This window comes from Flectobacillus rivi (assembly GCF_030056655.1).
GTDB lineage: Bacteria > Bacteroidota > Bacteroidia > Cytophagales > Spirosomataceae > Flectobacillus > Flectobacillus rivi.
In genome coordinates this window covers 39,343-57,958 of record NZ_JASHIE010000007.1, presented here as the reverse complement: position 1 = coordinate 57,958, position 18,616 = coordinate 39,343, and the positions used below count along the sequence as shown (strand labels likewise).

General features: G+C 40.8%; 2 protein-coding genes. One reads left to right on the top strand and one right to left on the bottom strand.

Features of this window, described 5'->3' with window-relative positions:
* Positions 1 to 207: 207 nt before the first annotated feature.
* On the bottom strand, positions 208 to 822 hold the full coding sequence (locus QM481_RS11430) for an SGNH/GDSL hydrolase family protein (protein WP_283381888.1): 615 nt from the start codon (positions 820 to 822) through the stop codon (positions 208 to 210).
* An 864-nt stretch (positions 823 to 1,686) separates the two neighbouring features.
* Here QM481_RS11430 and QM481_RS11425 point away from each other — a divergent pair.
* Positions 1,687 to 18,402 (top strand): Ig-like domain-containing protein, encoded by a 16,716-nt coding sequence (locus QM481_RS11425; RefSeq protein ID WP_283381887.1) that lies wholly within the window; start codon positions 1,687 to 1,689, stop codon positions 18,400 to 18,402.
* The last annotated feature ends 214 nt before the right edge of the window (positions 18,403 to 18,616 follow it).

Below are 18,616 nucleotides of genomic sequence, written 5' to 3'. Positions count from 1 at the left end.
ATGAACCATTTCAAGTAGGTTGTAGGTATCCTTGGAAGAGTGCAATAGGTGCGACAGAATTCAGTATTGTTATACGTCTATCGCACTTACCGTGCTTGTTTACTTAAGTATTAGGATAGATTAAATTAACCATATTGATGGTACTCATCTGATAATGAAGACAATCTAGTAACAGATATACGATTAACTAATAACTTCTTTCCAGATTTACTTTTTAAGAATTCTCAAAGCTTCTTCCTTGGCAGCTTTTGCCCAAAGTGTGTACATTTTTCCAGAAAAATGCAAACCATCTTCAGCAATCATCGATACGTCATTGGGGTATGCTCTTGAGATAGGAGTAATATCAACAAAGGGTACATGATGCTTTAGACATTCATCTTTAATCACTAAATTAAAGGCATCTATTTCTTTAGCAATTTGCGCTCTATCTCGATTTGACGCAAAAGGACTCACGCCCCAATCTGGGATGGAAAGTACCATAACATGTCGAAAATTACCTGAAGTAAAGTTGGCAGCTGTTTGTAATAATTGCTGAAAATCCTTTCTAAAATCTTCTTTCGAAAGACCTCTATACTGATTATTGACACCAATGAGTAACGAAACCAAATCATAATGCTTGTCAAGTTTGCGGGACTTAATGGCATCCTGCAACTCAAAAGTTGTCCACCCTGTTTGCGCTACAATATCATGATTGGAAACAGGTATCTCGTTCTTGATAAGTTCAATTAATTGTGCCGACCAGCGTTCCGACTCAAGGACACTTTCTCCGATAGTATAAGAATCGCCAAGGGCTAGTATTTTTTTTGAAGGTATTTTGTCCATAGGGTTTGTAAGTGTATGGGAGAATAATAATAATGAGAGGAGAAACACTATCATAATGCAAATTAAGCGTTGAGGTACATTGTATAGCATTAGTGTAAGGGTTATACGTTTGGTTATGTCAAATACCTACAAACGAGAGCTTTATAAATGGCTGATATAGATACCGTTTAATAATTTTTCTAAGAAAGTGAAAAAAACTACACGTAGGTATAATATTGTACTTTGGCATGATTTTAGCTCCATTTATAGTAAATATTTCTTGTCTTCACTTAGACAAAATTGCATTTTTATTACAAAACCCGCCCAAAATTAATTTGTTTTAAAAAATGTAATTTACAAGAAAGTCTCTGGAAAAAATACCTTCGCAACGTGTTTTTGAGAAACAATTTTGAGAGAAATATTTGAATACACTTCTGTCAGGCACCCGCTAATGCTTCAGAATTATTATATATTACCTTAAGTGAACCGCAATATCACTTATTATTACGCAAAAGCCTAAGTTTTAAAGAGTAACGCCATTTCTATAGGAAAGAACCGCAAACTTTTCCCGTAACATTTATTTTCGTTAATCAACCTCAGTAATCTAGGCTTATCACATTCGACCCTTTCCGCTATTGGTCGTCTCACGTTTTTGCTTTGTAAATCATTGCTGTTTTCGAACGCATTTTGTAGGAAATCATGCTATCATTTTAAACGCCATAAAATGATTTAGGATGTTTTTGTTTTGACACCGCCTACAGATGTTTGTCCCCGCCAAGAAAGACTATACTGTCTTCTCGAAACAGTTGTATGGATTTAGTTTGTACTAATCCAGAGATATAATTTTTCCTAGAATCCGCCGAGTTAAATTAATAAAGTTTCCCCATGAAAAACTTTACTGCTTCATTACGTACTTCATCAAAGTACGGCTTAAGTAAGTTATGTACGCCTGAGTTGAACACTTTTAGAAGAGCACGCCTTTTCCTCAAAAACCATGCCAATGGATTTTTGAGGGTTATGTTGTTTGTGCCCTTTATCTTTTTTTTAGGAGGTGTAAAAAAATCTCAAGCCCAGCAAAATCCTCTAAGCCCTATCCAAGGATTTAACATCTTTTCTTATGGTAATGCTACCCTCAACAATGGCGATGCCAATGGTGGTTTGGCTACTTTTGGTAACCTTACACTTAATGGTGCCTATTCATTGTCGATGAGTACCACTGGTAGTTTCAAAGCTTCTGGTGATGCCAACAATACGGCTTTGATTGTTGAAGGTAATGTGAGCTACTCGGCTGGTAGTGGTGTAAATGTCCTGAATGGAGGTTTTGTGAAAATTAAAGATTTCACAACTTCGAAATATTGGTCTACCAATCCCACACGTATTAGTGCGGCGGGAGCTTCCTCACAAGATGTGAACCCTCGTATTAACTTGTCAGCCTCTCAAACGCAAGCCTCTATTAATGCCGATGTATTCGACTTTAATACAGCCATTGCCAATATGCGTAGTTACTCAACTACCTATAAAGGTTGTTCTTCGAATACAACAGTATCGACTACTGCTACATCTTACACATTCAATTTAACAGCAGGTCGTACCAATTTCTATAAAATGACAGCCACTCAACTGGCATTGTTCAATGAGATAAAATTTAATATAGTACCTTCTGCTACCAACCCTGTGGTAATTACAGTGGATATTGGTACAGCGACAGCGTTCAACTGGACTATTCCAAATTTCCCAGGTGTACCAAACGCAGCAGGTCAGTATATTTTGTTCAACTTTGTGAATAGCTCAGCGGGTAGTGCAACAATCAACTTAAATGGAGGTAGTACTATTATTGGTACTGTGTTTGCGCCAAATGCACACGTCAACAAAGCTGGTTCTGGTAATATTGAAGGTCAGGTAGTGTGTATGAACTATACACATGCACAAGGGGAAGTGCACTATCAGGTATTTAATACAACTGTCAACTGTAGTAGTTTTAGCTCTGTTACTTGTGACTGTCCAGGTGGTTTATTGAAAAACCCAGGATTTGAGGTTCCAGAATTTCGTGCAGGATATAACACTAGTTATAAAACAGCTTATTGGGAATGGAACTCGGCAGGCTCTTTAACGACAGGCTCAGGTTTTAAAGTTTGTGACGATAATAACGCTTATTTGTATGCCAATAGCTCTTCTGCTATGATGTGGCAGAAAGTAGATAATATTACGGCTGGTACTTCATATACCTTATCAGCTTATGGTGGTACTCACGATCCTACATATAACCATAGATACCGATTAGCCTTTTATAATAGTTTAGGAGCATTATTGGATTTTGCAGAAGCTCAAGTTGATTGGGATGTGGATATTGTTCCAGCAGGACAAACAATTTTGAAAGAATATGTAATGACTAAAACTGCTCCTGTAGGGACTTCTTATTTGAGAGTAGAAGGTTATGCAAGTGGTGACTGGTTAAAATTAGACAACTTGTGTTTGACTATAAACAATACTTGTAACAACTTAACGAGTGGAGGTACCATTGGCTCAAACCAAGTATTATGTAAAAATGTAAGTAGTACACCAGCAGCTCTTACCAACGTAACTGCACCGTCAGGTGGTGATACAGGACAAACTATCCAGTATCAATGGTATCAGGCAACATCATTAGAGAATGGTGCTTGCCCTACAAACGTAGCAGGCTCATCAAAATATACTGCTATCTCGGGTGCAACAGCTGCAACTTATACGCCTGGGGCAATTACACAGACAACTTGTTATATCAGAACAGCTCGTCGTACCAACTGTAACGACTATGTGGCTGAATCAAATGCCGTATTAGTTGTTTTGAAAAACAACTGTGCGACTGTGGCTTGTACCAATAACATTGTCACTAACTCAAGTTTTGAGACTGATGATAATGTCACTAATAACGGGAAGAAGTTTCCAGTATATTTTCAATCATCTCCTGCCTCATATATTACACGTACTGCTACCAATACCGATGCTTATAGAGGAGCTTCTCCTGCTGATTGGGCTATTGGTACAGATGTAAATGATTATGCTAACCAAAATGGTGCATATTATATCGATGCAAGTGTAACAGGAAATGCAAACTCTGGCGACCGTTTTATCTACGGACGTTATAATCAGTGCGTTCTTTTTGCACCAAGCGCAAATCAAAAATTTTTCCCAGTAACTCCAGGAAAAAAATATAAAATATGTGCTTATATGGCTGCATTTAACCCATCGGGTGTACAAGGTAATGCAGATGTGTATTTTGAATACAACTTCAGAAATGCTGAAGGTGGCGATAAAGGTATATTATCTACAGGAGATATTTATCAATCAGTCCCTGCTGATGCAGATGGTCAATGGGAAACACTCAACTGGCAACAGTATTGTGTTGAAATTGTGGCTCCTGCAGGTGCAAAATACTTAGAGCTTTACATCACACCACGAGATAATGAAGGTGATGGAATTGCCATTGATGATATCTGTATGACAGAAGAAACTTGTACTTCTGCACCTGTAGTTAGTAGTGTAAATATTTGTGGAACAGGTACGGCAACCCTAACTGCTACAGGATGTACAGGAGGGACTGTGAAATGGTATAGTGGTTCTACAGATACTACTCCAATAGCTACTGGGACTACATATACACCAGCTTCAAGAAGCACATCGTTGAATTTATTTGCAACGTGTACGCTCAACAACTGTGAAAGTATGAAAACTCCAGTCAACTTAACGGTGAGTGGAGCAGTTTCGGGTGTGAGTGCGACAGCAGTAGGAGGTAATACTTCTAATTGTGGAACCCCAATTACAATCAATGGTGCAGGTAGTGTCGCTAATCCAAATCTTGTGTACAATGGAGATTTTTCTGCAGGGGATATTGGTTTTGTAACACAATATGGGGAGCAAAATTATGGGTATGGAATATATGGTGTAGTGACAGATGCCAATACCTATTTTTCTTGGGCATCAGCCTGTAAGGATAGGACTGTTGCAGGCACAGGTAAAATCTTTGTTACGGATGGAGGAACGGATGCAAGCCTAACCGTTTGGGGACAAAAAATTGCCGTAAACCCAAATACGACCTATCGATTAAGTACTTACGCAACGTCTATATCTTCAACAAACCCTTCTACTTTAGCATTTTATGTAAATGGAGTAAAAGTTGGTACTTCAACAACCTTGTCAGCAACAACTTGTGCGTGGCAACAATTAACTACTACTTGGAATTCAGGAAGTAGTACAACAGCATATTTTGAGATTAGAAATGAGAATACTAATACAGGAGGTAATGATTTTGCGATAGATGATATCTCAATGACAGTTGATGCACCTGTAGTAACATATTCATGGGCAGGACCAAATAGCTTCAGTGCAACAACTCAAAATATCTCAGCAAGTACTACAGGAACATATACTTTAACTGTAACAGGTAATACAGGTTGTTCTAGTAACGCCTCTATTGCTATTACAATAAATTCAACACCATCGTCACCAAGTACAACTCCCGCCACTCGTTGTGGAGCAGGAACAGTAACACTTGGAGCAACTTGTGGTAGTGGAGAAATTGCACAATGGTATTCGTCGCAATCATCAACGACAGTATTGACAACAGGCGCATCTTACAGTCCAAGTTTAACCGCTAGTATCACTTATTATGTAGGTTGTAAAAATACAACGACAAGTTGCGAAACACCAACAGCTAATAGAACAGCTGTAACTGGTACGATCAATGCTTTGCCTACAGCACCAAGTTCAGGTAATGTTACAAATGGCGCAGTATGTGGTAGCGGTGTAGTAAACTTAAGTGCCACATGTTCGACAGGGCAAACGGTACAATGGTATGCAAGTCAGGGTTCAACAAGTGTATTGACAACAGGTACAAGCTACAGTCCAAGTTTGACAGCAACGACAACCTATTATGTAGGTTGTAAAGACAACACAACAACTTGTGAGACGGCATCAGGAACCCGTCAAAGTGTAGTAGGCACGGTAAATCCAAACCTACCAGCGCCAAGCTCAAGTAATGTAACGAATGGCGCAGTCTGTGGAAGCGGTGTAGTAAACTTAAGTGCCACATGTTCGACAGGGCAAACAGTACAATGGTATGCAAGTCAAACATCGACAGTAGTCTTGTCGACAGGTACAAGTTATGCACCAAGTATAGCAGCGACGACGACTTATTATGTAGGTTGTAAAGATAATACTACGACTTGTGAGACGGCTCCAAATGCACGTCAATCAGTATTAGGGACAGTAAATCCAATCCCAAGTGCACCAAGTTCAGGAAATGTAACGAATGGTGCAGTATGTGGCAGTGGTGTAGTGAACTTGACAGCAACATGTTCGACAGGTCAAACAGTACAATGGTATGCAAGTCAAACATCAACAAGTGTATTGACGACAGGCACAAGTTATGCACCAAGTATCACGGCAACGACAACCTACTATGTAGCATGTAGAGATAACACAACGAATTGTGAAACAGCAACAGGAACACGTCAAGGAGTAATCGGAACAGTAAATCCAATCCCAAGTGCACCAAGTTCTAATAATGTAGTAGGAGCCTCAAGATGCGAAGCAGGTGTAGTTACTTTGACAGCGACTTGCTCAACAGGTCAAACGGTACAATGGTATGCAAGTCAAAGTTCAACAAGTGTGTTGACAACTGGTACAAGCTACAGTCCAAGTTTGACAGCAACGACAACCTATTATGTAGGTTGTAAAGACAACACGACTACTTGTGAAACGACAACAGGTACCCGTCAAAGTGTAGTAGGTACGGTAAATCCAAACCTACCAGCACCAAGCTCATCAAGTGTACAAGGTGGCGCAGTCTGTGGTAGTGGTGTGGTAAACTTAAGTGCAGTATGTTCATCAGGACAAACCGTACAATGGTATGCAAGTCAAAGCTCAACAAGTGTCTTGACGACAGGTACAAGCTATGCACCAAGTATCACAGCAACGACAACTTATTATGTAGGTTGTAAAGACAACACAACAACGTGTGAAACCGCGACGAACTCACGTCAAGCAGTAGTAGGGACAGTAAATCCAATCCCAAGTTCACCAAGTGCAGGTAATGTATCAGGTGGTGCAGTATGTGGAAGCGGTGTAGTGAATTTGACAGCAACTTGTTCGACAGGACAAACAGTACAATGGTATGCAAGTCAAACATCGACAGTAGTGTTGTCGACAGGTACAAGTTATGCACCAAGTATAGCAGCGACGACAACTTATTATGTAGGTTGTAAAGATAATACTACGACTTGTGAGACGGCTCCAAATACCCGTCAATCAGTAGTAGGAACAGTTAACCCAATCCCAAGTGCACCAAGTTCAGGAAATGTAACGAATGGTGCAGTATGTGGTAGTGGCGTAGTGAATTTGACAGCAACTTGTTCAACTGGTCAAACGGTACAATGGTATGCAAGTCAAACATCGACAAGTGTATTGACGACAGGCACAAGTTATGCACCAAGTATCACGGCAACGACTACTTATTATGTAGCTTGTAAAGACAATACAACGAATTGTGAAACAGCAACAGGAACACGTCAAGGAGTAATAGGAACAGTTAACCCAATTCCAAGTGCACCAAGTGCAAGTAATGTAGTAGGCGCCTCAAGATGTGAAGCTGGTGTGGTTACCTTGACAGCGACATGCTCAACAGGTCAAACAGTACAATGGTATGCAAGTCAAAGTTCAACAAGTGTGTTGACAACAGGTACAAGCTACAGTCCAAGTTTGACAGCAACGACAACCTATTATGTAGGTTGTAAAGACAACACGACAACTTGTGAAACAACATCAGGAACCCGTCAAAGTGTAGTAGGCACAGTAAATCCAAACCTACCAGCACCAAGTTCATCAAGTGTACAAGGTGGCGCAGTTTGTGGTAGTGGAGTAGTAAATTTAAGTGCAGTATGTTCATCAGGACAAACAGTACAATGGTATGCAAGTCAAACATCGACAAGTGTATTGACGACAGGTACAAGCTATGCACCAAGTATCACAGCAACGACAACTTATTATGTAGGTTGTAAAGACAATACAACAACGTGTGAAACCGCAACGAACTCACGTCAAGCAGTAGTAGGGACAGTAAATCCAATCCCAAGTTCACCAAGTGCAGGTAATGTATCAGGTGGTGCAGTATGCGGAAGCGGTGTAGTGAATTTGACAGCAACTTGTTCGACAGGACAAACAGTACAATGGTATGCAAGTCAAACATCGACAGTAGTGTTGTCGACAGGTACAAGTTATGCACCAAGTATAGCAGCGACGACAACTTATTATGTAGGTTGTAAAGATAATACTACGACTTGTGAGACAGCAACGAACTCACGTCAATCAGTAGTAGGCACAGTTAACCCAATCCCAAGTGCACCAAGTTCAGGAAATGTAACGAATGGCGCAGTTTGTGGTAGTGGTGTAGTGAATTTGACAGCAACATGTTCGACTGGTCAAACAGTACAGTGGTATGCAAGTCAGACCTCGACAAGTGTATTAACAACAGGTACAAGTTATGCACCAAGCATCACGGCAACGACAACCTATTATGTAGCATGTAGAGATAATACAACGAATTGTGAAACAGCAACAGGAACACGTCAAAGTGTAATCGGAACGGTTAATCCAATTCCAAGTGCACCAAGTGCTAATAACGTAGTAGGCGCCTCAAGATGTGAAGCTGGTGTGGTTACCTTAACCGCAACATGCTCAACAGGTCAAATAGTACAATGGTATGCAAGCCAAACATCAACAAGTGTGTTGACAACAGGTACAAGTTATGCTCCAAGTTTGACAGCAACGACAACCTATTATGTAGGTTGTAAAGACAACACGACAACTTGTGAGACAACCGCAGGAACCCGTCAAAGTGTAGTAGGCACAGTAAATCCAAATCTACCAGCACCAAGCTCATCAAGTGTACAAGGTGGCGCAGTATGTGGTAGTGGTGTGGTAAACTTAAGTGCAGTATGTTCATCAGGACAAACAGTGCAATGGTATGCAAGTCAAACATCGACAAGTGTATTGACAACAGGTACAAGCTACGCACCAAGTATTACGGCAACGACTACTTATTATGTAGGTTGTAAAGACAATACAACAACTTGTGAAACGGCAACGAACTCACGTCAAGCAGTAGTAGGTACAGTAAACCCAATCCCAAGTTCACCAAGTGCAGGTAACGTATCAGGTGGTGCAGTATGTGGAAGCGGTGTAGTAAACTTGAGTGCAACATGTTCGACAGGGCAAACAGTACAATGGTATGCAAGTCAAACATCGACAGTAGTGTTATCGACAGGCACAAGTTATGCACCAAGTATTTCAGCGACGACAACTTATTATGTAGGTTGTAAAGATAATACAACGACTTGCGAAACAGCAACGAACTCACGTCAAGCAGTAGTAGGGACAGTAAATCCAATCCCAAGTGCTCCAAGTTCAGGAAATGTAACGAATGGTGCAGTATGCGGAAGTGGTGTAGTGAATTTGACAGCAACATGTTCGACAGGTCAAACAGTACAATGGTATGCAAGTCAGAGTTCAACAAGTGTGTTGACAACAGGCACAAGCTACAGTCCAAGTTTGACAGCAACGACAACCTATTATGTAGCATGTAGAGATAACACAACGAATTGTGAGACAGCAACAGGAACACGTCAAAGTGTGGTAGGAACAGTTAACCCAATTCCAAGTGCACCAAGTGCTAATAATGTAGTTGGCGCTTCAAGATGTGAAGCTGGTGTGGTTACCTTGACAGCAACATGTTCAACAGGACAAACAGTACAATGGTATGCAAGTCAGAGTTCAACAAGTGTGTTGACAACAGGTACAAGTTATGCTCCAAGTTTGACAGCAACGACAACCTATTATGTAGGTTGTAAAGACAATACGACAACTTGTGAGACAACATCAGGAACCCGTCAAAGTGTAGTAGGCACCGTAAATCCAAACCTACCAGCACCAAGCTCATCAAGTGTACAAGGTGGCGCAGTATGCGGTAGTGGTGTAGTAAACTTAAGTGCAGTATGTTCATCAGGACAAACAGTACAATGGTATGCGAGTCAGACATCGACAAGTGTCTTGACAACAGGTACAAGCTACGCACCAAGTATCACGGCAACGACAACTTATTATGTAGGTTGTAAAGACAATACAACAACGTGTGAGACTTCAACGAACTCACGTCAAGCAGTAATAGGAACGGTAAACCCAATCCCAAGTTCACCAAGTGCAGGTAATGTATCAGGTGGTGCAGTATGCGGAAGCGGTGTAGTAAACTTGAGTGCAACATGTTCGACAGGACAAACAGTACAATGGTATGCAAGTCAAACATCAACAGTAGTGTTATCGACAGGCACAAGTTATGCACCAAGTATAGCTGCGACGACAACTTATTATGTAGGTTGTAAAGATAATACTACGACTTGTGAAACCGCAACGAACTCACGTCAAGCAGTAGTAGGGACAGTAAACCCAATCCCAAGTGCACCAAGTTCAGGAAATGTAACGAATGGTGCAGTATGTGGTAGTGGTGTAGTGAATCTGACAGCGACATGCTCATCAGGTCAAACAGTACAATGGTATGCAAGTCAGACATCGACAAGTGTATTGACGACAGGTACAAGTTATGCACCAAGTATCACTGCAACGACAACCTACTATGTAGCTTGTAAAGACAATACAACGAATTGTGAAACAGCAACAGGAACACGTCAAGGCGTGATCGGAACGGTTAACCCAATTCCAAGTGCACCAAGTGCTAATAATGTAGTTGGCGCTTCAAGATGTGAAGCTGGTGTGGTTACCTTGACAGCAACATGTTCAACAGGACAAACGGTACAATGGTATGCAAGTCAGAGTTCAACAAGTGTGTTGACAACAGGTACAAGTTATGCTCCAAGTTTGACAGCAACGACAACCTATTATGTAGGTTGTAAAGACAATACGACAACTTGTGAGACAACATCAGGAACCCGTCAAAGTGTAGTAGGCACCGTAAATCCAAACCTACCAGCACCAAGTTCATCAAGTGTACAAGGTGGCGCAGTTTGTGGTAGTGGTGTAGTAAACTTAAGTGCAGTATGTTCATCAGGACAAACGGTACAATGGTATGCAAGTCAAACCTCGACAAGTGTGTTGACAACAGGCACAAGTTACGCACCAAGCATTACAGCAACGACAACTTATTATGTAGGTTGTAAAGACAATACAACAACTTGTGAAACAGCAACAAACTCACGTCAAGCAGTAGTAGGGACAGTAAATCCAATCCCAAGTTCACCAAGTGCAGGTAATGTATCAGGTGGCGCAGTATGCGGAAGCGGTGTAGTAAACTTGAGTGCAACCTGTTCGACAGGGCAAACGGTACAATGGTATGCAAGTCAAACATCGACAGTGGTATTGTCGACAGGTACAAGTTATGCACCAAGTATAGCAGCGACGACAACTTATTATGTAGGTTGTAAAGATAATACTACGACTTGTGAGACAGCAACGAACTCACGTCAATCAGTAGTAGGCACAGTTAACCCAATCCCAAGTGCACCAAGTTCAGGAAATGTAACGAATGGCGCAGTTTGTGGTAGTGGTGTAGTAAACTTAAGTGCAACTTGTTCATCAGGTCAAACAGTACAATGGTATGCAAGTCAGAGTTCGACAAGTGTCTTGACGACAGGAACAAGTTACGCACCAAGCATCACCGCAACGACAACTTATTATGTAGCTTGTAAGGACAATACAACGAATTGTGAAACAGCAACAGGAACACGTCAAGGCGTAATCGGAACGGTTAACCCAATTCCAAGTGCACCAAGTGCTAATAATGTAGTTGGCGCTTCAAGATGTGAAGCAGGAGTAGTTACCTTGACAGCGACATGTTCAACAGGTCAAACGGTACAATGGTATGCAAGTCAAAGTTCAACAAGTGTGTTGACTACGGGTACGAGCTACAGTCCAAGTTTGACAGCAACGACAACCTATTATGTAGGCTGTAAAGACAACACGACAACTTGTGAGACGACGTCAGGAACCCGTCAAAGTGTAGTAGGCACAGTAAATCCAAACCTACCAGCACCAAGTTCATCAAGTGTACAAGGTGGTGCAGTTTGTGGTAGTGGCGTAGTAAACTTAAGTGCAGTATGTTCATCAGGTCAAACGGTACAATGGTATGCAAGTCAGAGTTCAACAAGTGTATTGACAACAGGTACAAGTTACGCACCAAGCATCACAGCAACGACTACTTATTTTGTAGGATGTAAGGACAACACAACAACTTGTGAAACAGCAACGAACTCACGTCAAGCAGTAGTAGGGACAGTAAATCCAATACCACCAGCACCAAGTCCAAGTAATGTCACAAACAACTCAAGATGTGGTAGTGGCGTATTGACTTTAGGAGCTACTTGTGGAGCAGGAGAAACGGTACAATGGTATGCAAGCCAGACATCGACTACAGTCTTGTCAACAGGTACAAGCTACAGTCCAAGTATTTCAGCAACAACTTCATATTATGTGGCATGTAAAAACAACACCACGCTTTGTGAGGTAGCTATTGGCGGAAGAACTCCAGTGGTAGGTACTGTGAATCTTATTCCTGATGCACCAGCTTCTGCTGATGTTCAAGGTGGTTCTGTTTGTGGTACGGGTAATTTAACACTTACTGCAAACTGTAGAGATGCAAGTTTAACGCCTGTTTGGTATAGTTCACAAAGCTCAACAACAATGTTGACTTCTGGAAATGCTTATACTGTAGCAGTATCTGCAAATGCTACTTATTTTGTTTCTTGTAAAAATACTACTACAAGCTGTGAGACACCGGTAGGTTCAAGACGCTCAGTAGATGTTATTTATAACAGCAAACCAACACCAGTTGCAACAACTAACTCTCCAGTTTGTATTGGAGGAACAGTGACCTTATCAACATCTGGTGGAACTTCATATTTGTGGGAAGGACCAAATGGGTATTCATCAACTTCAGCAACTCCTTCTTTAACAAATGCAAGTACTAGCTTGAATGGTATCTATACAGTAACCGTTTCTGGAACTGGAGGTTGTACAGGTACTGCTACAGTAGAAGTAGTAGTTAGAACAAAACCTACAGTAACAGCTTCTGTAACTGATGCTACTGTTTGTAATAACTCAACAATCGAATTGAAAGCAAATGGAACTGCTGCAAGTGGGGCAACTATTGCTTCATACACATGGAGTGGTCCTAGTAGCTTTGCTAGTACAAGTCAAAACCCAACAATCTCAGGTGCGCAAGAGGCAAATGAAGGATTCTATAATGTAAAAGCGACAGATAGTTTTGGATGTACAGCAACATCAGAAATATTTGTATTTGTTAATCCAGTTCCAACAGCCACTGCTAGTAGCGAAGGTGGAACAATAATTTGTCAAGGTGCTCCTATTAGTTTGTATGGTAATGGAGGCGGAATAGGTGGTTCGTACTCATGGGCTGGTCCTGCTGGATATAGCTCTACAATTCAGAATCCAACTATACCAATTTCTTCACCAACTTATGCAGGTGTTTATACTTTGACAGTTACAGATGCGAATGGATGTACTGCTGCAACTACCATCAGTATTTCATTAGACAAATGTTTAAAACTTGGCGATTTAGTATGGGATGATTTGAATAACAACGGTATTAAAGATGCTGGCGAATCAGGTATTTCAAATGTTACGGTAAAACTTTATCGTGATACAAACAACGATAATGTTCCAGATGGAGTAGCAATAGCGACACAGGTAACAACATCTACAGGTAACTATCTATTTACAGGTCTTGAACCAGATAATTATATCGTAGGCATCATTGCACCAGCAGGCTATATTTCATCAACAGGTAAAAATGGTAGCGCAACAGGACCTTACGAAGGTAGTGCCACACCAGATCCTGACAATGATGTAAATAATGATGATAATGGAACATTAGTAGGTACTGAAATTATCACTAAAGCGATTACATTAGTTCCTTATACAGAGCCTGTAAACGATGGTGATACCGATAATACGTCTAACTTAACCGTTGATTTTGGTTTATTTAAACCATCAAAAATTGGAGATTTAGTATGGTATGATACCAACAGAGATGGTATCCAAAATGAAACACCACTTAATGGAGTAAACAATGTAACGGTTACTTTAACGGATGGTCTCGGAAATATCTTAGCAACGACTACGACAAATTCTTCTGGTATCTATGGATTTGATTACCTAGGTTTAGGAGATTACAAAGTAGTGTTCTCGACAAGTACTTTACCAGCAGGCTATGTGATTTCAACGAAAGACGCTGGTGGTGATGATACAAAAGATAGTGATGCTGATTTGACAGGTACAACTGGTGTAGTATCAATCACAGTTCCTGGCACATCGAACTTGACTGTTGATGCAGGCGTAAATTGTCCAGCAGCACAAATTAGTGTAAGTACTGATAAAAATACATACTGTGCAGGTTCAACAGTGAAACTTACGACAGTAGTAACAGGAACGCCAACGGTATCACAATACTCATGGAGTGGTCCAGCAAGCTTTACAAGTACAAGTCAAAGTCCAACAATCAATGGAGTGACAACTGCTCAATCGGGAGTTTATACCTTGACAGTAACAGCTAATAATGCTTGTTCAGCAACGACGACTGCGACAGTGAATGTAGTAGTAAATGCTCTACCAACAGTAAGTGCAACCTTAGTAAATACGGTAGTTTGTCAAGGTCAAACCATCGAATTGAAAGCTAATGGCTCAGGCTCTAATTACTCATGGAGTGGCCCATCAAGCTTTACTTCGACACAGCAAAACCCAACGATTGCAAGTGCGACCACGGCAAATTCTGGAACTTACACCGTAGTAGTAAGTGATGGTAATATCTGTAGTGCTTCAACGACGGTTCAGGTAACAGTAAATACATTACCAGTACTGACAGCTATAGGCGGAACAATCTGTCAAGGACAGAGTTTGAATTTGAGTGTAACAGGCGCAAGTACTTATTCATGGACAGGACCAAACGGCTTTACGGCAACAGGAGCGTCACCATCTGTAAACACGCAAGGAGTTTACACCGTAACAGGAACTAATGCTATAGGTTGTATTGGTACAGCTACTGCAAGTGTAACAGTGAACCCTCTTCCAACTGCAACAGCTGTAAGTCCAACAGGTAGTGTTTTATGCCAAGGACTGACACTTTCTTTAGAAGCTAGTGGTGCAGGAGTAGGAGGAAGTTATTTGTGGAGTGGTCCTAATAGCTTTAGCAGTACATCTCAAAACCCAACTATTCCAAATACTACAGGTGTAAATGCTGGAGTTTACACAGTTGTTGTAACCAACAGCAATAATTGTAGTGCTACCGCTACGGTATCAGTTACAATAGACAAATGTTTGAAACTTGGCGATTTAGTATGGGATGATTTGAATAACAACGGTATTAAAGATGCTGGCGAATCAGGTATTTCAAATGTTACGGTAAAACTTTACCGTGATGCAAACAACGATAATGTTCCAGACGGAGTAGCAATAGCGACACAGGTGACAACATCTACAGGTAACTATCTATTTACAGGTCTTGAACCAGATAATTATATCGTAGGCATCATTGCACCAGCAGGCTATATTTCATCAACAGGTAAAAACGGTAGCGCAACAGGACCTTACGAGGGTAGTGCGACACCAGATCCTGACAATGATGTAAATAATGATGATAATGGAACATTAGTAGGTACTGAAATTATCACTAAAGCGATTACATTAGTTCCTTATACAGAGCCTGTAAACGATGGTGATACCGATAATACTTCTAACTTAACCGTTGATTTTGGTTTATTTAAACCTTCAAAAATTGGAGATTTAGTATGGTATGATACCAACAGAGATGGTATCCAAAACGAAACGCCACTTAATGGAGTAAACAATGTAACGGTTACTTTAACGGATGGTTTAGGAAATATCTTAGCAACGACTACGACAAATTCTTCTGGTATCTATGGATTTGATTACCTAGGTTTAGGCGATTACAAAGTAGTGTTCTCGACAAGTACTTTACCAGCAGGCTATGTGATTTCAACGAAAGACGCTGGCGGTGATGATACAAAAGATAGTGATGCTGATTTGACAGGTACAACAGGTGTAGTATCAATCACAGTGCCTGGCACATCTAACTTAACTGTTGATGCAGGTGTAAATTGTCCAGCAGCACAAATTAGTGTAAGTACTGATAAAAATACATACTGTGCAGGTTCAACAGTGAAACTTACGACAGTCGTAACAGGAACACCAACGGTATCACAATATTCATGGAGTGGTCCAGCAAGCTTTACAAGTACAAGTCAAAGTCCAACTATCAATGGTGTAACAACTGCACAATCGGGAGTTTATACCTTGACAGTAACAGCTAATAATGCTTGTTCAGCAACGACGACTGCGACAGTGAATGTAGTAGTAAATGCTCTACCAACAGTAAGTGCAACCTTAGTAAATACGGTAGTTTGTCAAGGTCAAACCATCGAATTGAAAGCTAATGGCTCAGGCTCTAATTACTCATGGAGTGGCCCATCAAGCTTTACTTCGACACAGCAAAACCCAACAATTGCAAGTGCGACCACGGCAAATTCTGGAACTTACACTGTAGTTGTAAGTGATGGTAATATCTGTAGCGCCTCAACAACAGTTCAAGTAACAGTAAATACATTACCAGTACTGACAGCTACAGGCGGAACTATCTGTCAAGGACAGAGTTTGAATTTGGGAGTAACAGGTGCAAGTACTTATTCATGGACAGGACCAAACGGCTTTGCGGCAACAGGAGCGTCACCATCAGTAAACACGCAAGGAGTTTACACGGTAACAGGAACTAATGCTATAGGTTGTATTGGTACAGCTACTGCAAGTGTGACAGTAAATCCTGCGGCAACGATAAGTGTATCTAATGTTGAGGTTTGTGTAGGAGGAGTTGCTCAACTGACAGCTACAGGTGCAAGTACTTACTCATGGACAGGTCCAAACGGATTTACTTCAACATCTGCTCAAGCCTTGATTTCAAATAGTGCTGCTATCACAATGAATGGAGTTTACACAGTGGTAGGAACTACTTCATTAGGTTGTGTAGGTTCTGCAACGGCAAGCTTGACGGTAAAAGAAAACCCAGTGGTGACTATTTCTGGAAATAGAGTAATCTGTCCAGGTGGTCAAGTCGCACTTACGGCAAACTCTAGTGGTACTTTTGCTTGGACTGGGCCAAATGGGTTTACTGCCAATACCGCAGTGATTAATGTAAGTACAGCAGGAAGTTATCAAGTGGTAGTAACAAATAATGGATGTTCTGCGACAGGAACTGTAACTTTGACAACTGAAACATTTAATGTAAATGCTTCAGCAAGTGCAACAACGGTTTGCTCGGGTGGTTCGGTTAATTTGAATGTAAATGCAACCGTTGGTTCAGGAGTAAAATCTTACTCATGGAGTGGACCAGCAGGCTTTACAGCCACAACAACTAACCCTGTGCTATCAAATGTCTCAGTAAGTAATTCTGGAACATACACTGTCACAGTAGAAGGCAATTCAGGTTGTACAACTACCGCAACAGTAAGTATTATAGTGAGTCCTATTCCAACAACGAATAAAGCAATTGAATTCTGTGAGGGTAGTACAACAACTTTGGCAGTTACTGGATTTACCAATGCTACTTATAGTTGGAATACTTCAGCAACAACGTCTTCAATTAGTGTATCAACTGCTGGAGCTTATACTGTGAATATTACGGAAGCTAATGGATGCAAATCTGTTCAGGTATTCAATGTGACTCAGAATCCTAAAGCAGCTACAGTAGTAACAGGTGCTACGGCGTTCTGCTCGGATGCTTCAACACAGTTAACCATTAATTCAGGTGTAACTAGCGGTCAAACTTACTTGTGGACAGGTCCAAACGGATTTAGCTCAACATCTCAAACGGTATCGATTACCCAAGAGGGAACTTACACGGTGAAAGTGATTACTGATAAAAATTGTGAAGCAACTACAACGGTAGCAGTAACTAAAAATACTGTAAATGCAACGGCTACTTCAGTAAGTGCTTGTGCTGGCTCTTCGATTACACTCGGTGCAAGTGGCGGTACTTCATATAGCTGGGCTGGTCCAAATGGATTTACTTCGACAGACCAAAACCCTGTAGTATCAGGCGCGAGTGCCTTGTCACAAGGTATTTATATGGTAACTGTTTCAGCTAATGGTTGTGTGGCAACAGCTACAACAGATGTAATGGTTTATGCAAAACCAAACTTTGTTCCGATTGTCACTAACTCAGAATGTAACAAAACAACTACGCTAAACAATGGCTCAATTCGTATCGCAGGTTTCAATACTGGAGATAAATATGACATTGTTGAAGCTTCAACTTACACAGGAACGAAAAACTTTGCGACAGCAACAGCTATTCCTACCAATGGTATTTTGATGGCTAATATTCCGAATCCAACGGCAACAAAAACCTATACGATTCGAGTATTCAATGCCAACGGTTGTTTTACAGATCAGGTAGTGAGAATTCAACCAGTGGCTTGTGATTGCGGACCTCAAGAATGTGTTCCAATTACAATTCAAAAATCAGCGAGATAAACAGAATTAGGCAAAAGCCTTTTCTAAAAAGATAATAAGAAATGGGACCAATTAATTAACGGAAGTTTTCATCGCGAGCGAAGACTCTATCTTATCCCATATTAGCAAACCCCTTTGTCAATTGATGAAGGGGTTTCTTTTTTGGAAAATAGTATCAGGAAAATATTCAATTGTATTGCAACGTTAATTACAGTAAATTTGTCATCTTATTGAG